The following is a 21,484-nucleotide window of genomic DNA, read 5'->3' on the forward strand; positions in this document are numbered from 1 at the left end:
GTGCGCTGAGCGCCGCGCGGCCCGCTTCCGTACGTATCGGGAAGCCGGCGAGTCCCCGGGACGGAGAAGTGACGTGAGCCGACGGCGGAGCGAACGCTGTGATCGCGAACGCTGTAACTGCGAACGCTGTGACCGCGAGCGCTGTGACCGCGATGCGCGGGGCGGGCCGTACGACGGACGCGGGGGCCTGCCGGCCGGGCGCCTGCGGGCCGGGCGCCTGCGGGCACGGGTGCCGGTGCTGCTGGGCGCCCTGCTGGTCCTGCTCGTCCTCGGTGGTGCCGGACCCGCATCCGCGCACGCGGCGCTGCGTTCCGGCGACCCCGCCGACGGGACCGTGCTCAAGTCCGCGCCCCGTGCGATCACCCTGACGTTCACCGAGTCCGTCGGCCTGCTCGACGACTCCTTCCGCGTGTTCTCCCCCGACGGCCACCGGGTGCACACCGGTGAGGCGGGGCCCGTGCCGGGCCGTCCCGACACGGCCCGGGTGGCGTTCCCGGCCGGCCTCGGCGAGGGCACGTTCACCGTGGCATGGCGGGTGGTGTCCGCGGACAGCCACCCGGTCTCCGGGGCGTTCACCTTCGCGGTCGGCCAGCCCTCCCCGACCCAGGCCGCGGTCGACACCGGGCCGGTCGAGGACCCCGCGACCGGCGGCCTGTACGACCTGGCCAGGTACGCCGGCTACGGCGCCGTCGCCCTGCTCGTCGGCACCGCCGCGTTCGTGCTGCTCTGCCGCCCGCCGGATCCCGCTCCGCTGCGCCGGCCGCTGGTGGCGGGCTGGTGGGCGCTGCTGGCGTCCACGGTGGCCCTGCTGGTGCTGCGCGCGCCGTACGAGGCGGGCACGGGACCGGCCTCGGCGTTCGACGCTGGGGCGCTGTCCCGCACCCTGACCGGCCGCCCGGGCCTGGTCCTGCTGGCCCGTCTGGTCCTGCTCGCGCCGGCGGCCTTCCTCCTCGTACGGCCGTCCCGGCGCCGCACGGGGACGGGGGCGCCGGCGGAGGGGAGCACGGCGGCGGAGGCGAGTACGGCGGCGGAGGCGAGCGCCTCGGTGATGGCGGGCGCGTCGGTGGCCGTGGCACCGGAGGGCGGCCGCCGGCCCTCGCGGCCGGTCCTGGTGGCGGCAGGGGCCCTGTCCCTCGCCCTGGCCACGACCTGGGCCGCGTCCGAACACGCGTCGGCCGGTCTCCAGGTGCCGCTCGCGATGACGTCCACGGTGCTCCACCTGCTCGCGATGGCGGTGTGGCTGGGCGGTCTGACGGCCCTGCTGACCCTGCTGCACGCGGCGACGGCGGCGAGTGGCGGCGGGAGCGGCGAGGCGGCGGTTCGCCCCGGCGGCACGGGGGGCCAGGCCGGCAAGGGCGGCAGTGAGTACACCGACGCCGGCGATCGCAGCGAGGGCGGTGACCCGAACGCCGGCGGCTTGAAGGACGGCGACCGGGACCACGGCGACCGGGACCACGGCGACCCGGACGACGGCGAAGTCGGCGAAAGCGACGCCGACGACCGCGAGCCGAACGACGGCAGAACCCGCCGCCACGACGCCGACGCCCCGTTCGACGGACCCGGACTGACGGCCGCGGCGGCCCGTTTCTCCCGGGTCGCCTTCGCCGCCGTCACCGTCCTCGCCCTCACGGGCGTCTACCAGTCGTGGCGCGGGCTCGGCTCCTGGGCCGCGCTCGCGGAGACGGCGTACGGGCGGCTCCTGCTGGTCAAACTGGCGGGCGTGGCGCTGCTGCTGACGGCCGCGGGCCTCTCGCGGCGCTGGACCGTACGGCTGCTGACGGCGGACGCGGAGGCCACCGTGCGCAAGGGCGTACGGGCGGCGGACACACGGGCCGCGGCACGGGAAGGCGTGCGGGCGGGGGCCGGGGCGCGGGTGGGCACCGCGGACCCGGCCGGCGGCACGGGACCGGTCGGCGGAACGAGCCCGGACGGCGGAACGCCGCCGCGGGACCCCGGACCGGCCGGCGGACGACCGTCGTCCCCCGGGGAGGAACCCGCCTGGTCGGCCGCGCCGGACGCGTACCGCCGCCGGCTGCGCCGCTCGGTCCTGGCCGAGGTCGCCCTGGGCGTCGCGGTGCTGGTGATCAGCACGGTGCTGGCCGGGACCGTGCCGGGCCGGGCGGAGGCCGAGGCGGCCGGGGCCGCGCCCGCGGCCGGGGCGCCGGGAGCCTCCGTCACGGTGATCCCCTTCGACGTGGGCACCCCGGGCGGCCGGGGCAAGGTGCAGATCACCCTGGAGCCGGGCCGCGTCGGCCAGAACGCGGTGGAGGCCGTCGTCTACGGTCCCGACGGCGGCCTGGCGACCGTTCCCGAGCTGCGGCTCTCCCTGTCCCTGCCCGCCCGCGGGATCGGGGCGATCGACGCCCGGCTCACCGACCGCGGCGGCTACTGGGGTACCGACACCCTCAACCTCCCGCTGCCCGGCACCTGGACGCTGAAGGCGACCGTGCGGATCTCCGAACTCGACCAGACCAGCGTCTCCAGGACGATCCGCGTCCAGCGCTGACCGTCCTGCACCGGCTGTCCGGCGCCGACCGTCCTGCACGGGCTGTCCGGCGCCGACCGTCCTTCACGGGCTGTCCGGCGCTGACCGTCCGGCCGACCGTCCGGCTGTCCGTCCGGCTGTCCGGTGCCGGCCGCCCCGCGCTCACCGCCGCTCCGGTCAGCCCGGGGTGGCGCCGCCGCGGGCGGTGGTGCCGTCGAGCAGCGCGCGCATCCGCTCGGCGGCGCGGACCGCCGCGTCGGCGCAGCAGTTGTTGAACAGCACATGCAGCCGTTCCACCCGGCCGGCGAGCGAGCGCAGCCGCGGCACCCATTCCGCCAGCTCCTCGTCGGCGTACTCGTACCGGAACCGGTCCTCCTTGCTCCCCGTGCCCCACGCCGTGCTGCGGCCGTGGAAGCGGACGACGGACAGCCGGGGCGAGGTCACGGGCGTCACCGGCGGGACGGAGGCGTCCAGACCCTGCGCCATGTCGACGGCGACGGCGGCGAAGCCGTACCGGCGCAGCAACCGGGCGGTCGCGTCCGCCTGTTCCTCCCGCCACCAGGCGGGATGCCGGAACTCCACGGCGACCGGCCACTTCTCGGTGCGCCGGGCGCAGTCCTCGAGGAACGCCCCGGACCGCGCGCCCGGCCGGAACCACGGCGGGAACTGGAACAGCACACTGCCCAGCCGCCCGGCGCGGCGCAGCGGCCCGATGGCCTCCGCGAAACGCCTCCACACCTCGTCCAGCAGCTCCGGCGCACGCGTGTCGGCGGCCCGGCGCAGATCCGCGGGCAGCGCGGTGCGCCGGGTGGGGTGCCCGGTGAGCAGCGAGAAGGCCTTCACGTCGAAGACGAAGCCGTCCGGCGTCCGCTCCACCCACAGCCGGCTGTTCCGCTCGGCGGGCAGGGCGTAGTACGCGGAGTCCACCTCCACGACCGGCAACCGGCCGGCGTAGTGCCGCAGACGGCCCTCGGCGCTCCGCGACCCCGCGGGGTACCACCCGCTGCGCACCAGCGCCGGATCCGTCCAGGAACACGCACCCACCAGGATCTCCGCCATGGCAGCGCGGTTACCCCGGCGGGTGCCGCGCCATGACCCCGGCGGGCGCCGCGCCCGCCATGGCCTCGGCGGGTGCCGCGCCGAGCGGATGACCGGTGCTCGCCGATCGGTGGCGCCGGAGGATCGTACGGCCCGGCGAGGCATTCGATCACACATATAGGTCTATCCAGGGAATTCCTTCACCCGTTTGCCGCGCATCCGGGGAAGTGGGGCGGCGTTAGTCGGGATATGACTAACGCATCCAGGGAAGGGTACTTGCGGCTGACGGTGGGTCAGGAGCGGGGGGCCCTGGGGGAGTCGAGGGCCGCGGGCGCGGTGGCATCGGTTCCCTCCACCTGCCCGCCCGCCCCGGTGCACCCGCCGGTCACGGCCGACGGCACCCTGAGGAGGGGCTGTTCGGCGGCCTCGCCCAAGGTGTCCGAGCCGCTGCTGCGCGATTTCCTGGACGCGATGAGCGCGCTGGAGGCCGACCTGGCCCGCCGCTGGGTCGGCGCCCAGGGGCGCCCGGCCTTGTGCGGGGCCGAATAGTCGGGCGGGTCATGTACGACGAACGTATTGGCCGTCGCTCCGGTCATTCCGATGATTATCCCGGCGCCTATCCGGATTACACGGGCGCCTACCCCGACAATTCCAGCGACTTCTCCAGCGACTTCTCCGGTGACTTCCCGCGCGGGTACGGCGAGGCCGGCACCGGCCGGCACCGCGCCCCCGGCCCGCTCTTCTCCACGCCACTGGTGCCACCGGACTCGGCCTGGGACCCCGCCGAGGAACTGGCCTTCATGCTCCAGGACGCGCTGGAGGAAGAGGCCCACAGGCCGAGGACCCCCGCCGCCCGGGAGGAGCCCCCGGTCACCGCGGCCGAACCGGGCCCGCCACCGGCGGACCCCGAGGAGATCACCGCGGATCCGCCGCCGGCGAGGGACGGCTCGCGGGGCCACGGCCACCGCAAGGTCCGCCGGCGCAGGCCCCTGGCCACCGTGCGCACCGCCAGCCAGGTCATCGCCGCGCTGGCGGCGGTGATCGCCTCCACGGTCAGCTTCTTCGGCGGACTGGTGGCCTACGACCCCCTGCGGATCGTGGCCGTCGCCCGTATGGAGAGCGACGTCGCCTCCTGGTGGCCGCTGCTGGTCTACGGCCCCTGGCTGGTGGCGTCCCTGTCCGTGCTGCGGGCCGCGCTGCACCAGCGGCGGGCGGTCCACTCCTGGTGCGTGGTGCTGTTCTTCTCCTCCGTCGCGATGCTCCTGTGCGTGCTGCAGGCGCCCAGGACCATCGTCGACATCTCGGCGGCGGCACTGCCGGGCCTGGCCTCCCTCGCCTGCTTCCAGCAGCTCGTACGCCAGATCACCCTCACCCGCCCGCCCCGCCGCACCGCACCCCGCCACCGCCTGCACCGGGCCGCGTCACCCGACGCGCCCGCGGAGGAGGGCGGCCCGGCGTCGTCGGCACCGCTCGCGTCCCCGCCCAAGGCCGCCTCGGGCGGGACGGGCACGGCGGGCGGCACGGGTGCCACGGGTGCCACGGGCGCCGCGGGAACGGGGAGTTCGATGGGCGCGGTGGGCGCGGCGGGTACGGCGGGTGCGGCGCGTTCGCCGGGCGCACCCGACGTGGCGCACCCGGCACGCACGACGCAGACGGCACGCGCCACGGGCGTACCGGGCGCGCCCCGCGCGACGGGCATCGCCCAAGGCGCGGGCGCCCCGCGCGCCGTCGGGAACCCGGCAGGGGCACGCACCCCGGCCGCAGGGACCACCGGGGTCTCGGGCTCGGCACGGCCCCGGTGACAGCGGGAGGCACCCGCCGCGGGGCGGGGGCCTCCCGCCGGACGGCCCCGCGGCAGTGGCCCTCCGGCCCCGTGGCAGCCCGGCGCCGGTGAAGGGACCCTGGAGAGGAGAGCCGGCCGGGGGCGAGCGGCAGAGCGGGCGGAGCGTACGGCTCCGGCGCGGGCGCGGGCGTGGGAGGCATCGTGGGCGGTCTGGTGGTCGTGGGCGCGGACGGGTCGGCGTCGAGTCTCGAGGCCGTCGAGGTCGCGGCGCGCGAGGCGCGGTTGCGTGCGGCGGGCCTGCGGGTGGTGCACGCCTTCATCTGGCCCGCGATGCACGTGCCGCTCGGTCCCTCCGCGCTGGGCCCGCCGCAGGGCGGGATCCGCGGCATGGTCGACCGCCTGGTCGCCGAGGCAGTGGAGCGGGCGCGCGCGGTGGCGCCGGAGATCGACGTCAGCCACGCGGTGGTGACCGGCGAGCCGCTGACCGTGCTGGAGGCCCAGTCGCGCGGTGCCGAACTGGTGGTGGTCGGATCCCGGGGCATGGGCGGGTTCGTCGGGCTGATGGTGGGGTCGACGGCGGTGCACCTGGCCGCGCACGGGCGGTGTCCGGTGCTGGTGGTGCGCGGGCGGGTACGGGCCGAGGGTCCGGTCGTGGTCGGCGTGGACGGCTCGGCGGCGAACGCCCCGGCGGTGGACTTCGCCTTCGCCGAGGCGGCGCTGCGCGAGGCGCCCCTGGTGGCGCTGCACGCCTGGACGCCGTGGAACGCGCAGTTGCCCCCACCGCAGGACGAGACGGCCCCGTACGCCAATCCGTCCGGCGCGCTGGCCGTGGAGGAGTCCCGGCTGCTGTCCGAGGCGCTGGCCGGCCGCCAGGAGCGCTACCCCGGTGTCACGGTGGAGCACCGGGTCGTGCGTGGCAGGACCCGGGAGACGCTGATCGAGGCCGGCGACTCGGCACAGCTGACGGTGGTCGGGGCTCGGGGCCGCGGCGGCTTCACCGGCCTGCTCCTGGGCTCGGTCAGCCAGGCCCTCCTCCACCACGCCCGCTGCCCGGTCGCGGTGGTACGGGGCCGGGCAGCGGACTGACGCGCCCGCCCCGGCTCCGGCCCGGCCCAGACGTCCGGCCGTCCTCCCCCGGCCCCGGCCCAGGCGTCCGGCCGACCTCCGCGTCTTTGCCGTCCGTCCCCTCCCTTTTTGTCGCCGGACCGCCGTCCCTCGTCCGCCGTCAGGCGAGGTCCGCCAGGTCCTCCTCGGTGAGGGTGATCGACCCGGCCGCGGTGTTCTCCTCCAGGTGGGCGAGCGAGCCGGTGCCCGGGATGGCCAGGGTCACGGGGGAGGAAGCGAGCAGCCAGGCCAGGGCGATCTGCGGGACGGTGGCCCCGTGCCGCTCCGCGACCTTGGCCATCCGGTCACCGGTGACATCGCTCAGGCCGCCGCCCAGCGGGAAGAACGGCACATAGGCGATGCCGGCCCGCTCGCACTCCGCGAGGAGTCCGGCGTCGTCGCGCTTGGCGGCGTGGAAGTGGTTCTGGACGGCCGCCACGGGGGCGATCGCCCGCGCCTCGGCGAGGTGGCCCGCGTCCACGTTGCTCAGGCCGAGGTGGCGGATCAGGCCCTCCTCGCGCAGGGCGGCCAGCGCCTCGAAGCGCGCGGCGACGGACTCGCCGCGCGGCGGCGGCTGCGGACCCCCGATGCGCAGGTAGACCAGATCGAGGCGGTCCACACCGAGGGTCCGGAGGTTCTCCTCGACCAGCGGCCGCAGCCGCACGGGATCGGTGGTCGCGGCGAGGCCGCCGTCGGGGGTGCGCAGCGGTCCGACCTTGGTGGCGATCACCAGGCCGGCCGGATACGGGTGCAGCGCCTCGCGGATGAGGTCGTTGGCCCGTACGGTGCCGTCGCCGCTGGTGTAGAAGGCGGCGGTGTCGATGTGGTCGACGCCGAGCTCCACGGCGCGGCGCAGGACGGCGCGCCCGGTGCCGGGGTCGCGGGCCGGGCCGTGGAAGGTGTTCGTGGGCAGGCGCATCGCGCCGAAGCCGATCCGGCCGACCGTGAGGTCGCCGCCGAGACGGAAGTCATCGCTCATGGCCTCAGCCTCGCCCCCGGGCCGCGCGGCCCGCGAGCCCATGGCAGTTTGCTGCCATCGGGCACAATGGCGGCGTGGCGGAGACGGTGGTGACGATCCACGGCGATCTGGAACTCGTCGCTCGTACCGAGCACTTGTTCGCCTCGGGGCGGGAGGAGTTCGTCTGCGCCGCCCGGGACCTCGACACCTGGTCGCGCCCCGAGGCCCGGCAGGCCGCCCGCCACGGGGTGCGGGCGAGCGGAACCCGGCGGGTCCGCAAGCTGTTCAGCCCGGCCGTCCTGGCCGACGAGCACAGCCGCAGGCATCTGAACGAGCTGGTCGACGAGGGCGTGCGGGTACGGATCGCCGCGACCGCCCTTCCGCACGAGACGATCGTCGTCGACCGGCGGTTGGCGATCCTGGCCGGCCTGGACGAGCCCGGGGGCCGCGGCCGCGAGTACACCGTGATGACGGCGCCGAACCTGGTCGGCGGGGTGTACGCGCTGTTCGAGGCCGCCTGGGAGACGGCCACCGACCTGAAGGCGTTGCTGAGCGGCGACCGGCCGCGGCTCGACGCCGAGAGCCGTACGATCCTGCGCGCGCTGGGCTCCGGCGCCACCGACGAGACGGCAGCCCGGCAGCTGGGGATCTCCCTGCGCACCTACCGCCGCCGGGTGGCCCGGCTGCTGGACACGCTCGACGCGGGCTCCCGCTTCCAGGCCGGACTGCGCGCGGGCGAGCTGGGCCTGAACGGCTGAGAACGCCGCGCGGGTTCACGCATCGGCGCATCAGCGCATCAAGGGCATTGGCGCGGCGGAAGCCGGGGACGGTCCGCGGCCGGTCACCATGGCTGGTCGCTGCGGCCCGTCGTCGCGGCCGGTCGCCGCGCCCGCCGCCGTCAGCGGCGCCGGGCCGCCCGGGGCCGCGCCGCACGGGTGTCCGAGGGGAGCGGAGACTCCTGCGCGTCCTCGAACGATGAGGTTTCGACTTCCCCGAAGTCGGGGGCCTGGAAGGGGTTGGTCGCCGGAGGCGGCGACACCGCGCCGGAGCGGCGGGGCTGCCCTTCCAGGGCGGAGAACAATGACGTCAGTTCGATGAGAGCACTCTCTTTCCTTGCAGGTCCCTCAGGGACCTGGTGTGCCATGACCGGGCACAGCGGTGCTACAGCTTGGTCATCTTGGCGTAGGGGCTCAAGATCCGCCTTTGCGACGGGCCGAAGTCCACGAGGGCCGCGATGCCGTCCTCGATGCCGATCACCCGCCCGAGGCCGTACACGTCGTGGGTGACCTGGTCGCCGACGGCGAAGTGCTTGGGGGCCGGTACGACGGGTGCCTTGAAGGGGCTGGTGGGCAGGTGGCGCCTTGGCGCGGCGGGCTTCGTCATGGCTCAGTATGCGCCCACGCGCATCCCGTTTGCTGTGGCCGTCGGCACAGATCCACACCGGAACGCTCGCGCCACCTCGCTGACCTGGGGTTTCCCCAGGACCGGCAAGGCGAAACCGGCTCGCAACGAGGAAGGGCCCCGGCCGGCGAACCGGTCGGGACCCTTCGTCCGCCCTGCTGGGCGGCTGCGGAGGATACGAGATTCGAACTCGTGAGGGGTTGCCCCCAACACGCTTTCCAAGCGTGCGCCCTAGGCCTCTAGGCGAATCCTCCGAGAGATACTGTACCCGACTCTGTGACGTGCGATGACACGGCCAGTCTTGGACCCACGACTACTGTGGGTCAAGTCACACCAGGCACAAAGCGTCTCGCCTATCTCGCAGGTCAGGGCCCTGATCACGGCCACTCTCCGTGTCGCGCACATGCGAATCGGGGGCCAACGCACGAGCGGCTGGCCTGGTCTCCTGGTGGTTGTGAGCCGGACACACGCGCCCCTCACGCCTCATGTCCCACACCACCCACGTCGTCTCGCTCACGCACCCCTCACACGAGACCCGCGCTCTGTCGCCCCCGAACGCCTACCGACGCGCTCTCTCCCTCTCCCGCTTATTCCTCTCCCTGATCTCCTCCGGCGTCATCTCCGCCAGGCTCACTTCCTCCGCTTCTGCGATCCCCGCGAAGGTGCCGACGATGTTGGCCCGGAACAGCGTGCCCTCCTCGTACCCGACGATCAGCGCGTGTCCCTCGTCGCTCCAGGCGACGACCGGCTCATAGCTGAACTCCTCCTCTCCTGCTATCTCTCCATCTCCCTTGAACCGCGCGAACCACTTACCATGCGGCGCTGCGATCATTCCCATATCTCCCACACCAGCCCTTCAATCTCGCGCATTCCGGCGCTTTCTAATCTCTCCCGCTCATTCTCTCGGCGAATGTGCGGGCTCAATTCCCCGTACTACCTATCGAGAGTCGTAGCTGTAGAACGAGCGCAGCTCTAAGAGCTGCGCGCTCTACATACAAGCTCAGACCGATCTATCTACAGAGTTCTACAAAGCTCTGATCTGCGGAAACGTCGTTCGGTTCTACAGTTCTACAGTCCTCTACATACAGAGCTTTGTAGAACCGACGTGGCTTCGAGTTCTACAAACGCGATTCCCTACGCGGGCTTGTACCTCTTCGGGCGCCCCTGGCCGGTGATCTTGTCCAGCTTCTCCAGGTCGGTCAGGTAGTTCCGCGCGTTCTTGATGTTGACCCCCTCGGCGATCTGGTCAGCAGTCGGCGGCACCTCGGCGTCACGGATGTACCTGAACACGCGCTCGATCGTGGTCAGCTCAGACTTTGCGATGGCCCCGACATCGGGGTTCACGAGCACCACAGACGTGCGCCGCTTGCCCTTCTCGTCCACTCCCAGGTCAATGACCTTGGGCGAGAACTGGAGCTTCAGGCCGTCCGCCTCGTCCTTTTGCTTCTCGTTCTCCAGGGTCACTACGCAATCCCCGGTGGAGACTTTGCCTTTCTTCTCCACCCACAGTTCGGTGTCGAGACCACCGATCCACACGCTTCCGCCGCGCCCTCCCTTGCCGTCCTTCGGCGGGTGGTGCAGGAGAAGGACGCACGCGCCCGTAACTTTGCGGATGTCATCCACGCGGTTGAACGCGGTCGAGTCGTTCGAGTTCTCGTCCACGCCAGCGGAGATACGGGACTGAGTGTCGAGAACCACGAGCACCGATCCCCCACCCATTGCCGCGCGTTCCCCAGCACGCTCGCGGCGCTACGCCGCGCTTGATGCGAGGAGAGTAACGGCCTCTGGCACGTCCGTGTACTCCTGTGAGTAGGAGCACCGACTGGGACTGGAACCGGCGTTTGCTGACACACTGCGGCCTATGTCTCGTGAAGATGCCTTCCGCACCGCGGCCCCTCGGGCGCTGCGTGACCCTGACACCCTTCAAGCTCGGCTGAGTGCAGTGCGTACCGAGCCCACGGTGAAGCCCCTAAACGACTGGGTGGAAACCCTGCGTGAGCGTCTGGGTGACGGCGAGTCTGTGCCGTGGTTCGACCCGGCTTCGGGCGGCATACACGCGCGGAGCCTGTTCCTCCTTGAGGCCCCTGGGCAGAAGTCCATGGGGGAAGAGGCCGCGCTACGCCGTACCGGGAGCGGAATCATCTCGGTCGACAACGACGACCAGACGGCACAGAACTGCTGGACACTTCGCGCGGAGGCCGGGCTCCCCTACCGGGAGTCCCTGCACTGGAACGTCGTGCCGTGGTATCTCGGCACCGCCGACCGTATCGCCGCTCCCGGGCGGACAGAGATACAACGCGCGGCACCGTTCCTGCACGAGGTGATCTCCATGCTTCCGGCGCTGGAGGTGGTCGTGCCGATGGGGCGCAAAGCCCAGGCCGGCTGGGAGGCTTACCAGGAGCGGTACGCGCCGAAGGTGCACACTCTTCCCACCTGGCACCCCAGCCCCCGTGTGTTCGCCTCTCGCCCCGCCGCGCGCCAAGAGGTCCTGCAAGTCCTTAAGGAAGCCGCCAGGCTTCTTGGCACTGCCTGACGCGGAGCAGACCAAACGCGAGAGCCCCACCTCGGTTTTGCTGAGGTGGGGCTCTCTGCTGTGCGCGCTGCCGCTACTTCTCGTCAGCGGGGTCGGGTGTCTCGTCGTACGGCGGGATACGTCCCGCTCGGCTCTCGCAGACGCGTAGGACGTCGCCGAGGCTCTCGATGAGCCGCGTAGCGATCCACCGGAGCTCGGGAGCCGTGAGGTTCGCCGTGTCCTCAACCATCGGCTTGGCCAGAGACCTGATCACGGCTGCCGTCTCGATCTGCTGTGCCTCCATGTTGTCGGCGAGCCGGGAGAGGAACGTCTCGGTGCCGTCCGTCACGAGGTGCGCGGGCTTGCCGTCGTGGCTCCACGGCAGGAGGCGGAGGTGCGAGGGGGAGGAAGTCATGCCGTCACTCCTGCCGTGTAGTCCTGTCCGAGCGTCGCCAGCACGGCGGCACGTCGCCTGTCCTTCTGCCGCTGCCGTTCCTGCTCTCGCTCCCAGGCGATGAGGTAGGGCCTGATCAATGGGGTGTCCTCGCCGCGCAGGTACGCGGGCGGGTTGGGAAGTCCCACACCCCCCGTCGAGATGATCAGCCGCTGTGTCGGCGTGTCCGTGGGGGTGTGCTCTGTCGGCACAGCCTGTGAGGCAGCTCGCCGCTTGCCGGTCGATGGCATGAGCCACGAGAGGATGAGGGCCAGTAGAGTTCGCACGTCGGTCACTCCTTGGGTGATCGGCCATGCCCCCGGACAGTTCGCCCTGTCGCGGGGGTCTTCTGTTGTGGTGGTGCTGGGTGGTTCTGTCGTTGTGTCCTACGTCACGAGCTTACGCGCTATCGCGAAACCGCACTACCGCACTAGCGCGATAGCTGGATGACGCGTAACCGCGCAGGCTGAGGGTATGGACCTTGATCGCTCCGTTCCCGTCTGGCCTCAGGTAGCGGCCGAACTTCGGAAGAGGCTCGACGCTGGGAAGTGGAAGGCTGGCGAGCGGTTCCCCGGCACGGTGGACATCGCCGCCGAGTTCGACGTGAGCCAGTCCACGGCACAGAAGGCCGTGGCTGCCTTGAGGGCAGAGGGACGGCTCTACACGATCCTGGGTCAAGGCTCGTTCGTGAAGGGCGACGAGTAGCAGCAGCGCCGTAGGCGAGGTGGGCGAGCCGACGACTGACGGGGTGGTGTGGAACATGGCGCTCAGTACCTGTCGCCCAGGGCGTGCACCGCGTCTACTGCTCGGCGGCTCGCCTGGTCGGCTCCGTACCGCCTGAGCATGGATGCGCTCTTCCATCCTCGGATCGCCATGACGTTCTCACCACTGACCCCGTTGGACAGCAGGTCGTCACACCACGTGTGGCACCACGAGTGTGGAGAGACGTGCTCCGGCTCGTAGCCCGCCTGTTCCGCACGGCGCTTGGTCATCCTGTGCAGTCCCGCGTACAGGAGACGTGAGCGGTTGCGCGTGCCCAGCCACAGCCAGTCAGTCTTGTGGGCCAGCTTGTGTTGCTCGGCCCGTGCTCGTAGGTAGCGCTGGAGAGCCTTCACCGTCTTGGGCTGCAAGGGGATGAGCCTGCCGTCCTGGGTGTTCCTCCCGTCCTTGAGAGGGACGACGACCAGCGTGGCGTTCGGGAGATCCAGGTCTTGAACGCGGAGGTTCAAGATCTCCTCGGCTCGTAGGCCCTCCGTGAGCACACGCAAGAGCGCGTGGTCCCGCACGGTCTCAAAGTCACGGATGCGCGGAGAGCCATTGCCCGTGATCCGTAGCGTGTCCTCGATGAACTCCGCGGACAGGGTCTTGGGCTTGCCGAGGTGCGGAGCCGCGTAGTTGTGCAGCTTGGGGTCCTGGTACGGGTTCGGGTGCTCGTACTCCTCAGCCAGGTACGCGAACAGTGCGCGGAGGTTACGAGACTGTGTGTTCGTGCCTCCGGTGTATCCGCCTTTGCCGTCCTGGGACTTGGGGATATCGAACGACTCGTACCACCAACGAAAGTGGCGGTTCAGCGTGGCTGTATCGACAGCCAGGAACGACAGCTCTGCCACACCCGCCGTCTGTCGTCGTGCGCTCGTGCCGTTCAGCGCCTTGACGTGCTCCGGTGTGGTCAGCCAGCGGTCGAGTGATCGGGCGGCGTTGACGTACGCCTGGATCGTCTTCCGCTGGTAGGGACGCCCCCGCCTGTTGTTCGTCGTGCTGAGGTGTAGCTCTAGCTCGGCGATGAGGGACGCTCCAGACACGCCCTGAACAGCGCTTAGGGACGTTGCTGCGCTGAGCGCTCGTGTCTGTGCGTCGGCGTCTGTGCTCGTGCTCCGAGTGCGCCTCTGAGCGCGTAGCGGGCTCTTGCTAGCCATGGCCTGTGACTCTCTGTGTGGCCGCTGGGCAAGTCGGTGTAGCTCAGTCGTCTTGTCCAGCGGCGCCGGGCAGTGAAGTCACCGCCGACACAGAGAAGCCCCGAGCTGCATAAGTGCAGATCGGGGCAGTAGTCGCGGGGCTCGCCTCGTGCTCTGTGTGCGTTGCTTGGGCTAACTCTTTTCCAAGCGTGCGCCCTAGGCCTCTAGGCGAATCCTCCGCCGGAAACATTACATGACCGAGAGGAGTGCTCGCGAACTCGTTCCCGGCCCCCGGGATCAGGTAGTCTTTCGGCAGCCCCCCACGCGGCGCTATCTGACTGAACTCCCCCAGGGCCGGAAGGCAGCAAGGGTAGGTCGGCTCTGGCGGGTGCGTGGGGGGCGCTCGCGTTCCCGGGCCGGGCCGGTTGTCGGTGGGCGCCTATAACCTCGTAAGCGTGTCGTCTCTCGCGCTGTACCGCCGCTACCGCCCGGAGTCCTTCGCCGAGGTCATCGGGCAGGAGCATGTCACCGACCCGCTGCAGCAGGCGCTGCGGAACAACCGGGTCAATCACGCGTACCTGTTCAGCGGTCCGCGCGGCTGCGGCAAGACGACCAGCGCCCGCATCCTGGCCCGCTGCCTGAACTGCGAGCAGGGGCCCACGCCGACCCCGTGCGGCGCCTGCGACTCCTGCCGCGACCTCGCACGCAACGGACCGGGCTCGATCGATGTCATCGAAATCGACGCGGCGTCGCACGGCGGCGTGGACGACGCCCGTGACCTGCGGGAAAAGGCGTTCTTCGGGCCCGCCCGGAGCCGGTACAAGATCTACATCATCGACGAGGCCCACATGGTCACGTCGGCCGGTTTCAACGCGCTGCTCAAGGTCGTCGAGGAGCCGCCGGAGCATCTGAAGTTCATCTTCGCCACCACCGAGCCCGAGAAGGTCATCGGCACCATCCGGTCGCGGACCCACCACTACCCCTTCCGCCTGGTCCCGCCGGGAACCCTGCGGGACTACCTCGGCGAGGTGTGCCGGAAGGAGGACATCCCCGTCGAGGAGGGGGTGCTGCCGCTCGTCGTGCGCGCCGGCGCCGGCTCCGTGCGCGACTCCATGTCCGTCATGGACCAGCTGCTGGCCGGCGCGGGAGCGGACGGTGTGACCTATGCCATGGCCACCTCGCTCCTCGGGTACACCGACGGCTCCCTGCTCGACTCCGTCGTCGAGTCCTTCGCCTCCGGGGACGGCGCCGGCGCCTTCGAGGTCGTCGACCGGGTGATCGAGGGCGGTCACGACCCCCGGCGGTTCGTGGCCGACCTGCTGGAGCGGCTGCGGGACCTCGTGATCCTCGCCGCCGTGCCGGACGCCGCCGAGAAGGGGCTCATCGACGCCCCCGCCGACGTCCTGGAGCGGATGCAGGCCCAGGCCCGCTCCTTCGGCGCGGCCGAGCTCAGCCGCGCCGCCGACCTCGTCAACGAGGGACTGACCGAGATGCGGGGCGCCACCTCGCCCCGTCTCCAGCTCGAGCTGATCTGCGCCCGGGTCCTGCTGCCCGCCGCCTACGCCGACGAGCGCTCCCTGATGGCCCGCCTCGACCGGCTCGAACGGGGCGTGAGCTTCTCCACGGGGGCGGGGACGCCCGCGCTGGGCTATGTGCCGGCCGCCGGGACGCACGGTGCGCCGGCGGCGCCGGCCGCCGACGGGGGCGTCGCCGGTCCGGCCGCGGCACCCGGTCCGGCCGTCGCTCCGGGGGGCGGCGCCGCCGCGGCCCGGGCCGCCGTACGGGGTCCGGGCGCGCCCGCGGCCGCCGGACCGGCGGGCGTCTCCGGGGCCGCCGCCGCGCAGGCCCAGCCCGCTCCGGCCGCCCCGCCCGCCGCGGGGCAGGGGTACGGCGGTGCGCCCGGGCACACGGGTCCCTCCGCCCCCTCCGCACCCCCAGGGGCACCCGGTCCTGCTGGTCCTGCTGGTTCCGCCGGTGGCGAGCGTGTCCAGGAGCCGTCCGGCTCCCCCGCGTCGTCCCCCGCGCCCGCCGCCGCCTCCCCCTCCGCCGGCGCGCCGGGTGCCTGGCCCACCGCCACCCCCGCGGGCGGCGGGCGGCGGCCCGGCGGCTGGCCCACCGCGACGGCGCCGGGCGGTGCCCCGGGCGGTGCTCCGGGCCCGGGCGGGCCCGCCTCCGCTTCCCGGCCGGCCGACCGGGCGGCCGTCGCGGGCGGTCCGGCGGCGCCGCCCGCCGCACCGGCACCGGCACCGGCACCCGCTCCCGCCGCCGGCGGGCTCGACCCGCGCACGCTCTGGCCGAACATCCTCGAGGCGGTGAAGAACCGCCGCCGCTTCACCTGGATCCTGCTCAGCCAGAACGCGCAGGTCACCGGCTTCGACGGGACCACCCTCCAGATCGGCTTCGTCAACGCGGGCGCCCGCGACAACTTCGCGAGCAGCGGCAGCGAGGACGTACTGCGCCAGGCGCTGGGGGAGCAGTTCGGCGTCCAGTGGAAGATCGAGGCGGTCGTCGACCCCTCGGGCGGCGGCGCGGCTCCCCCGGCCCCAGGCGGATACGGGACGGGCGGCGGGTACGGCCACGGCGCCGGAGGCCCGGCCGGTCCCGGCGGTGCGGGCGGTCCCGGCGGCGGTGGCTACGGCGGTACGGGCGCCACGGCGACGCGCGCGGCGGTCCAGGCCCCCGGCTCCTCCCCCGCGCCCACCGCGGCCCCGGCCCGCCCGGCGCCGGGAGCGTCGGCGAACCCGGCAGGAGCGGGCGGCGCCGCCCCGTCCGCCCGCCCCGCGGCACCCGAGGCGGCCCCCGTCGCCCCCGAGGACGACATCCCCGAGGACGACGACCCCGACCTCGACGAGTCGGCCCTGTCCGGGCACGAGCTGATCGTGCGGGAGCTGGGCGCGACGGTGGTCGAGGAGTACACCACCGAGTGACCGGCCGGGGCGGCCACGGGGCGCGTCGCACGGGGGTTCGGATATTCGTACGAATGCCCCGCCCGCGCCCCCTCGGCAACCCGCACAAACCCGGCCGCCCCGCTGCCGTTAGGCTGACCCCGTGAAGGTCCTCGTCATCGGCAGCGGCGCTCGTGAGCACGCCCTGTGCCGTTCCCTGTCCCTCGACCCCGACGTCACCGCGCTGTACTGCGCGCCCGGCAACGCCGGGATCGCCGAGGTCGCCGAGCTGCACCAGGTCGACGCGCTCGACGGTGCGGCCGTCGCCGCGCTGGCCGGCCGGCTCGGCGCCGACCTCGTGGTCGTCGGCCCCGAGGCCCCGCTGGTGGCCGGGGTCGCCGACGCCGTGCGCGAGGCGGGCATGCCGGTCTTCGGCCCGTCCAGGGAGGCCGCACGGCTGGAGGGCTCCAAGGCCTTCGCCAAGGACGTGATGGCCCGGGCCGGCGTGCCCACCGCCCGCTCCTACGTCTGCACGACGCCGGACGAGGTCGCCGCCGCCCTCACCGCCTTCGGCGCGCCGTACGTCGTCAAGGACGACGGCCTCGCCGCCGGCAAGGGCGTCGTCGTCACCGACGACGCCGAGGCGGCCAAGGCGCACGCGGCCGGCTGCGAGCGCGTGGTCGTGGAGGAGTACCTGGACGGCCCCGAGGTGTCCCTCTTCGCCGTCACCGACGGCGAGACGGTACTGCCGCTCCAGCCCGCCCAGGACTTCAAGCGCGCCCTGGACGGCGACTTGGGGCCGAACACCGGCGGCATGGGCGCCTACTCCCCGCTGCCCTGGGCCGACCCCAAGCTGGTCGACGAGGTGGTGGGGACCGTGCTGCAGCCCACCGTCGACGAGATGCGCCGCCGGGGCACCCCGTTCTCCGGGCTGCTCTACGCGGGACTGGCGATCACCGGGCGGGGCGTGCGCGTCATCGAGTTCAACGCCCGCTTCGGCGACCCGGAGACCCAGGTGGTCCTGGCCCGCCTCAAGACCCCCCTGGCGGGTGTCCTGATGGCCGCGGCCACCGGCGGCCTGGCCGACCTGGAGCCGCTGCGCTGGAGCGACGACGCGGCCGTCACCGTCGTCGTCGCCTCGCACAACTACCCCGGCACCCCGCGCACCGGCGACCCGATCACCGGCCTGGACGAGGTGGCCGCCCAGGACGCCCCGCACGCGTACGTCCTGCACGCCGGCACCCGGCAGGAGGACGGCCGCGTGGTGAGCGCGGGCGGCCGCGTGCTGTCCGTCACGGCCACCGGCAAGGACCTGGCCGAGGCCCGCGACCGCGCGTACACGGCGGTGTCCCGCATCCGGCTCGAGGGCTCCCAGCACCGCACGGACATCGCCGCGAAGGCAGCGGCGGGCGAGGCGTAGCACCCCTGGCGGGCGCCGCCTTCCGCGTCGCCCGCACACGGCCCGCGGCCCACGCCTGCTTCCGGGGCGGCCGGCCTGGCCGTGGCCGGCCTGCGATCCGCGCCCGCTTCCGGCGCGGCTGCCTTGGCCGTGGTCGGCCTGCGATGCGCGCCTGCTTCCGGTGCGGCTGCCCTGGCCGTGGCCAGCTTCCGGTCCGCGCCTGTTTCCGGCCGCGGTTGGTTCCGGTCCGCGCCCGTGCCCGCTTCCGTCGCCCGGGGCCGTGATCGTCCCGTGGACCGTGCCCGCTTCCGGTGCGGCTGCCCCGGCAGCAGTCGGCCGACGCCCGCTTCCGGCCGAGCCGGCCCGTTGCCCGCGCGCTTCCGGTGCGGCTGCCCTGGCCGTGGTCGGCCTGCGGTCCGTGCCCGCTTCCGGTGCGGCTGCCTCGGCCGTGGTCGGCTTCCGGTCCGCGCCTGCTTCCGGCCGTGGGCGGTCCGCGTCCGCAGTCGGCCGCCGTTCTGTGCACGCTTCCGCTGCTCTGGGCCGTGGTCGGCGGCTGTCGGCCCGTGTCTGCACCCGCTGCGCCTGCCCCGGCCGCAGTCGGCTGCGGTCGGCCTCCGGCCCGCGCCCGTATCCGCTGCGGTTGCCCGGCCGTGGTCGGCCTCCGGCCGTGCCCGTTTCCTGCGCAGCCGCCCCCGGCCGTAGCCGGCCCGCGGTCCGTGCCCACTTCCGCTGCTCCGGGCCGTAGCTGGCGCCCGTTTCCGGCGCAGCCGGCCCCTGGGCCGCGCCCGCCTCCGCTGCAGCCGCCCGGACCGCAGCCGGCCCGCGGCCCGTTCCCGCTTCCGGCCGTGGCCGCCCCCTCCCGCCGCGGCCGCTTCCCCGTCGGGCCCCGGGCCTGATCCGGGGCCTGATCGTTGCTGTCCGTCGTCCAGCTCTGACCAAAGCCATTCCATCGAGTGAGCAATGCCCCAACCGGCTGACGTGGGCCGGAGCCCCAACTAGGGTGCGGCGCAAGCGTTCCGGCACTTGGCCCACCGGCATTGCGATGTCAGCGACGGGTGCCACAGTGGGGGAGTGAGCATCGCCAGGACAGTCGGGAGGGGGTGACGTCCGGTCGTGACCGGTATGGGTGCGGAGATCGGGGCGCAGTCCGCGCGCTCCCGGGCCCTCGCCGTGCTGCGGGTGCGCAGCCGCGCGGTGGCCGTCGCCCTGCTGCCCGCCGCGCTGGCCGTGATCCTGCTGGCCGGCGGCACCACCGGCCACCTCGTGGGCCGGGGCTGGGACCTGGCCCGCTGGGTGGTGGGCGCCGTGGCGGTCGTCGTCCTGCTGCTGGCCGCCGGCATCGCCCTGGTCGTGGCCCGGGCCCGCCCCGCCATGAGCCCCACGGTCCCCATAGCCGAGGAGTCCGCCCCGGACCTGTACCGGATGGTGCGCGACCTCGCCGACCGTCTCGGCGTGCCCGCCCCGTCCGCCATAGCGCTCACCCCGGACTGCGACAGCTGGCTGGAGGACCGTACGCACCCCGCCCACGGCCCGCCCCCGCGGACCGATGCGGACGAGCCGGACCTCCCGCGCGGTGTGCCCCGGCCGCGCCGTACGGCGGCGGCACCGGTCCTCGTCATCGGCTCCCCGTTCCTGTGGTGGATGCGCGTCGCCGAGCTCCGCGCCGTCCTCGCCCCGGTCGTCGCCGGTACGGGACCCTCGGCGCACCCGGACATAGCGGCGGCCCGCCGCTTCGTACGGGGGCTGGACGCCGCGGTGGCCGTCGCCTCCTCCTCCGGCCGCCGCGCCCTGTCCCGCTCGGTGTGCGCGGTCCTCGGCTGGGCCGCCAGGCTGCTGCTGCGCGGCTGCCGGGAGCACGCCGCCGTGATGGAACGCGGAGTGGCCTCCGCCGCCGCCGAGCGCGCCCAGGCCGTGGACTACGGGCTGCGAATCGTGGCCCAGGAGCAGGTGGGCCTGGCGTACGCGGGCTGGGACCGGCTGCTGACCAGGGTCGCGCTGCCCGCCTGGCGGATGGGCCGCTGGCCGTCCCGGCTGGACGCGGGAGTCGTCGCCGCCCTCACCGAACTGTCCCGGCGGGACCGCCTGGCCGAGGGCTTCGCCTCCCGGCTCGGTGAGCGGCCCGCCTGCGATCTGCTCGAGGAGCCCGGCGCGGTGGACGAGGCCGCCTCGCTGCTCGCCGCCCGCCTCTTCCACGGCGGACCGGCCGAGCGGAGCCCGGACTGGGCTCCGGTCGACTGGCACGAGTACCCGGAGGAGGTCGTCGACCGCAAGTGGCGTACGGACGCGGCCCGGCTCCACCGGGTCCTGGACTCCCTGGGCGTGCGCCCCCTCTTCGGCGCCACGGGCCCCGGCCCGACCCTGGCCCGGGTCCTCGACCACCTCTCCGCGCCCCCGCACCCCGCCGGCACCTCCCGGCCGTCCCCGACGACCACCACCGAGCCCACCCGCCCCACCGGCCCCACAGAGGCCACCGGTTTCACCGGTCCCACGGCCCACGACGAGCTCCACGACGCCACCGGCGGCACCCGACCGGACGGCGATGCCCCGCGCGCCACCGGCCCCACCATCCCCGAGCACCCCGCCACGCCACCCACCGCGACGACTGGCACGAGGGACGCGACCGGCACGGCAGGCGGGACCGGTACGGCAGGCATGACGGACGCGACCGATACGGCAGGCGGGACCGGTACGCCCGACACGACCGGTGTGAGCGACACGACCGGTGGGCACGGCAACGCCGACAGCCCCGGCGGCACCGGCAAGCCGGGCGGGCACGAAGACGCCGACGCCGACGCCGACGCCGCCGACGCCGCCGACTCCGGCGACTCCGGCGAGGCCGGTGAGGCCGGCGAGGCCGACGACGCCGACGAGGCCGAGCTCGAGAACCAGCGCGCCGCCGCGCTCGCGGCGGGCCTGAGTGCCGAGCTGGCGCGCGAGGAGGCGACCGCACCCGTGAAGGGCGCGGGTCCCGCGCAGTCCGCCGCCCGCCGTGGCGACACCGGACAGGATCCCGGGCCGTTGCCCTGGGACCAGGGCACGCTGCCCCTGTTCCCGCTCCAGCCGCCCCGCACCGGCCGTGACCTGCTCGCCGACCACGTCACCGCGATGGTCTGCTGCGCCGCGATGGACACCGCGGGCGCCACTCCGGGGCTCGACTGGCTCGACGGGCCCTCCCTGCTGATCAACGGCGCCAGAGCCGCCGACCTCGGCCCCAAGGTCCTCGCTCTGGTCGAGGACGGGGACCCGGAGCCGCTGCGGGCCTGGCTGATCGATTCGGGCATACGTCCGGAGAAGCCGGTACGCCTCGTCTGACCTCGGCCGATACCGGAACCCCGACCGCGCTACCGGACTCCCCGCTTCCACTTTCGGCCAATTCACAACGAATAGTGACAGCGTGCGTGCGTAATGTGATGTGCTGGGACCGATCGCGCGTCTGGCAAGCGCGTGCGACATACGACAGCCGCCGGGCGAGCCGAAGGGCCCGGGCCGAGCCGAGAGGCAAGCCCAGAGCCACCGGACGCGACCGGCGGACCGCGAAAGGCACCGGGGGACACCGAGAGGCACCCAAAAGCACTGAAAGGCACGAAAGGC

Annotated in this window: 18 protein-coding genes, 1 tRNA gene and 1 other RNA gene; 11 read left to right on the plus strand and 9 right to left on the minus strand. The window is 73.5% G+C overall.

Annotated elements, in window-relative coordinates:
- Nucleotides 1-235 precede the first annotated feature (235 nt).
- Nucleotides 236-2,506: a copper resistance protein CopC gene (locus ACI2LW_RS12320; protein ID WP_404731121.1), complete on the plus strand. Its 2,271-nt coding sequence runs from the start codon at nucleotides 236-238 to the stop codon at nucleotides 2,504-2,506.
- 156 nt (nucleotides 2,507-2,662) lie between these two features.
- On the opposite strand, the gene ACI2LW_RS12325 is transcribed toward ACI2LW_RS12320, so the two are convergent.
- Entirely contained in the window at nucleotides 2,663-3,544 is an 882-nt protein-coding gene (locus ACI2LW_RS12325) for a DUF72 domain-containing protein (RefSeq protein ID WP_404731122.1), read from the minus strand.
- Nucleotides 3,545-3,859: 315 nt separating this feature from the next.
- Here ACI2LW_RS12325 and ACI2LW_RS12330 point away from each other — a divergent pair, with 315 nt between their 5' ends.
- The 3 genes from ACI2LW_RS12330 (at nucleotide 3,860) to ACI2LW_RS12340 (ending at nucleotide 6,392) form a co-directional block, all read left to right on the plus strand.
- On the plus strand, nucleotides 3,860-4,072 hold the full coding sequence (locus ACI2LW_RS12330) for a hypothetical protein (protein ID WP_404731123.1): 213 nt from the start codon (nucleotides 3,860-3,862) through the stop codon (nucleotides 4,070-4,072).
- Nucleotides 4,073-4,083: 11 nt separating this feature from the next.
- A complete protein-coding gene (locus ACI2LW_RS12335; RefSeq protein WP_404731124.1) occupies nucleotides 4,084-5,325 on the plus strand; it encodes a hypothetical protein in 1,242 nt (413 codons plus the stop codon).
- Nucleotides 5,326-5,507: 182 nt separating this feature from the next.
- The gene (locus ACI2LW_RS12340) at nucleotides 5,508-6,392 is read left to right on the plus strand and encodes a universal stress protein (RefSeq protein ID WP_404731179.1); all 885 of its coding nucleotides are present in this window, start codon (nucleotides 5,508-5,510) and stop codon (nucleotides 6,390-6,392) included.
- Between the two features lie 139 nt (nucleotides 6,393-6,531).
- Here ACI2LW_RS12340 and ACI2LW_RS12345 read toward each other — a convergent pair whose 3' ends face one another.
- Nucleotides 6,532-7,389 carry an aldo/keto reductase gene (locus ACI2LW_RS12345; protein ID WP_404731125.1) on the minus strand — a complete coding sequence of 286 codons (858 nt, stop codon included), beginning with the start codon at nucleotides 7,387-7,389 and terminating at the stop codon, nucleotides 6,532-6,534.
- 74 nt (nucleotides 7,390-7,463) lie between these two features.
- On the opposite strand from ACI2LW_RS12345, the gene ACI2LW_RS12350 reads away from it, so the two are divergent.
- The gene (locus ACI2LW_RS12350; RefSeq protein WP_404731126.1) at nucleotides 7,464-8,126 is read left to right on the plus strand and encodes a DNA-binding response regulator; all 663 of its coding nucleotides are present in this window, start codon (nucleotides 7,464-7,466) and stop codon (nucleotides 8,124-8,126) included.
- 403 nt (nucleotides 8,127-8,529) lie between these two features.
- Here ACI2LW_RS12350 and ACI2LW_RS12355 read toward each other — a convergent pair whose 3' ends face one another.
- From ACI2LW_RS12355 to ACI2LW_RS12370, 4 genes are all read right to left on the minus strand, one after another.
- A complete protein-coding gene (locus ACI2LW_RS12355) occupies nucleotides 8,530-8,751 on the minus strand; it encodes a hypothetical protein (RefSeq protein ID WP_404731127.1) in 222 nt (73 codons plus the stop codon).
- Between the two features lie 187 nt (nucleotides 8,752-8,938).
- Nucleotides 8,939-9,023, minus strand: a tRNA-Ser gene (locus tag ACI2LW_RS12360).
- 305 nt (nucleotides 9,024-9,328) lie between these two features.
- Complete coding sequence (locus ACI2LW_RS12365) at nucleotides 9,329-9,601, minus strand: hypothetical protein (protein ID WP_404731128.1); 273 nt, start codon at nucleotides 9,599-9,601, stop codon at nucleotides 9,329-9,331.
- Nucleotides 9,602-9,903: 302 nt separating this feature from the next.
- Nucleotides 9,904-10,488, minus strand: coding sequence for an AAA family ATPase (locus ACI2LW_RS12370; RefSeq protein ID WP_404731129.1), 585 nt, complete (start codon nucleotides 10,486-10,488; stop codon nucleotides 9,904-9,906).
- Between the two features lie 142 nt (nucleotides 10,489-10,630).
- On the opposite strand from ACI2LW_RS12370, the gene ACI2LW_RS12375 reads away from it, so the two are divergent.
- Nucleotides 10,631-11,302 (plus strand): uracil-DNA glycosylase, encoded by a 672-nt coding sequence (locus ACI2LW_RS12375; protein ID WP_404731130.1) that lies wholly within the window; start codon nucleotides 10,631-10,633, stop codon nucleotides 11,300-11,302.
- Between the two features lie 73 nt (nucleotides 11,303-11,375).
- Here the strand turns inward: ACI2LW_RS12375 and ACI2LW_RS12380 are convergent, their stop codons facing one another.
- Both ACI2LW_RS12380 and ACI2LW_RS12385 read right to left on the minus strand, forming a co-directional pair.
- Nucleotides 11,376-11,696: a hypothetical protein gene (locus tag ACI2LW_RS12380; RefSeq protein ID WP_404731131.1), complete on the minus strand. Its 321-nt coding sequence runs from the start codon at nucleotides 11,694-11,696 to the stop codon at nucleotides 11,376-11,378.
- A complete protein-coding gene (locus ACI2LW_RS12385) occupies nucleotides 11,693-11,863 on the minus strand; it encodes a hypothetical protein (RefSeq protein ID WP_404731132.1) in 171 nt (56 codons plus the stop codon). Before ACI2LW_RS12385 ends, ACI2LW_RS12380 begins: the two co-directional genes overlap by 4 nt.
- A 325-nt stretch (nucleotides 11,864-12,188) precedes the next feature.
- Between ACI2LW_RS12385 and ACI2LW_RS12390 the strand changes: the two genes are divergently transcribed.
- Complete coding sequence (locus ACI2LW_RS12390; protein ID WP_404731133.1) at nucleotides 12,189-12,419, plus strand: GntR family transcriptional regulator; 231 nt, start codon at nucleotides 12,189-12,191, stop codon at nucleotides 12,417-12,419.
- 62 nt (nucleotides 12,420-12,481) lie between these two features.
- On the opposite strand, the gene ACI2LW_RS12395 is transcribed toward ACI2LW_RS12390, so the two are convergent.
- Nucleotides 12,482-13,630: a tyrosine-type recombinase/integrase gene (locus ACI2LW_RS12395; protein ID WP_404731134.1), complete on the minus strand. Its 1,149-nt coding sequence runs from the start codon at nucleotides 13,628-13,630 to the stop codon at nucleotides 12,482-12,484.
- Nucleotides 13,631-13,920: 290 nt separating this feature from the next.
- Between ACI2LW_RS12395 and ffs the strand changes: the two genes are divergently transcribed.
- The 4 genes from ffs to ACI2LW_RS12415 all read left to right on the plus strand — a co-directional run bounded on the left by ffs (nucleotide 13,921) and on the right by ACI2LW_RS12415 (nucleotide 21,205).
- Nucleotides 13,921-14,019, plus strand: an RNA gene (ffs, locus tag ACI2LW_RS12400) — signal recognition particle sRNA small type.
- Nucleotides 14,020-14,064: 45 nt separating this feature from the next.
- Nucleotides 14,065-16,536 (plus strand): DNA polymerase III subunit gamma and tau, encoded by a 2,472-nt coding sequence (locus ACI2LW_RS12405; protein WP_404731135.1) that lies wholly within the window; start codon nucleotides 14,065-14,067, stop codon nucleotides 16,534-16,536.
- A 121-nt stretch (nucleotides 16,537-16,657) separates the two neighbouring features.
- Nucleotides 16,658-17,914, plus strand: coding sequence for a phosphoribosylamine--glycine ligase (gene purD, locus ACI2LW_RS12410; RefSeq protein ID WP_404731136.1), 1,257 nt, complete (start codon nucleotides 16,658-16,660; stop codon nucleotides 17,912-17,914).
- 1,101 nt (nucleotides 17,915-19,015) lie between these two features.
- A complete protein-coding gene (locus ACI2LW_RS12415) occupies nucleotides 19,016-21,205 on the plus strand; it encodes a hypothetical protein (RefSeq protein ID WP_404731180.1) in 2,190 nt (729 codons plus the stop codon).
- Nucleotides 21,206-21,484 lie beyond the last annotated feature (279 nt).

Origin of the sequence: Streptomyces sp. NPDC004065 (assembly GCF_044903565.1) — a bacterium.
GTDB lineage: Bacteria > Actinomycetota > Actinomycetes > Streptomycetales > Streptomycetaceae > Streptomyces.

Excerpts from the sequence above, each read along its gene's own strand:
- ACI2LW_RS12375 (WP_404731130.1), top strand. The coding sequence starts at position 10,631 with ATGTCTCGTGAAGATGCCTTCCGCACCGCGGCCCCTCGGGCGCTGCGT.
- ACI2LW_RS12325 (WP_404731122.1), bottom strand. The coding sequence starts at position 3,544 with ATGGCGGAGATCCTGGTGGGTGCGTGTTCCTGGACGGATCCGGCGCTG.
- ACI2LW_RS12370 (WP_404731129.1), bottom strand. The coding sequence starts at position 10,488 with ATGGGTGGGGGATCGGTGCTCGTGGTTCTCGACACTCAGTCCCGTATC.
- ACI2LW_RS12395 (WP_404731134.1), bottom strand. The coding sequence starts at position 13,630 with ATGGCTAGCAAGAGCCCGCTACGCGCTCAGAGGCGCACTCGGAGCACG.
- ACI2LW_RS12365 (WP_404731128.1), bottom strand. The coding sequence starts at position 9,601 with ATGATCGCAGCGCCGCATGGTAAGTGGTTCGCGCGGTTCAAGGGAGAT.
- ACI2LW_RS12345 (WP_404731125.1), bottom strand. The coding sequence starts at position 7,389 with ATGAGCGATGACTTCCGTCTCGGCGGCGACCTCACGGTCGGCCGGATC.
- ACI2LW_RS12390 (WP_404731133.1), top strand. The coding sequence starts at position 12,189 with ATGGACCTTGATCGCTCCGTTCCCGTCTGGCCTCAGGTAGCGGCCGAA.
- ACI2LW_RS12335 (WP_404731124.1), top strand. The coding sequence starts at position 4,084 with ATGTACGACGAACGTATTGGCCGTCGCTCCGGTCATTCCGATGATTAT.
- ACI2LW_RS12380 (WP_404731131.1), bottom strand. The coding sequence starts at position 11,696 with ATGACTTCCTCCCCCTCGCACCTCCGCCTCCTGCCGTGGAGCCACGAC.
- ACI2LW_RS12415 (WP_404731180.1), top strand. The coding sequence starts at position 19,016 with ATGGGTGCGGAGATCGGGGCGCAGTCCGCGCGCTCCCGGGCCCTCGCC.
- ACI2LW_RS12355 (WP_404731127.1), bottom strand. The coding sequence starts at position 8,751 with ATGACGAAGCCCGCCGCGCCAAGGCGCCACCTGCCCACCAGCCCCTTC.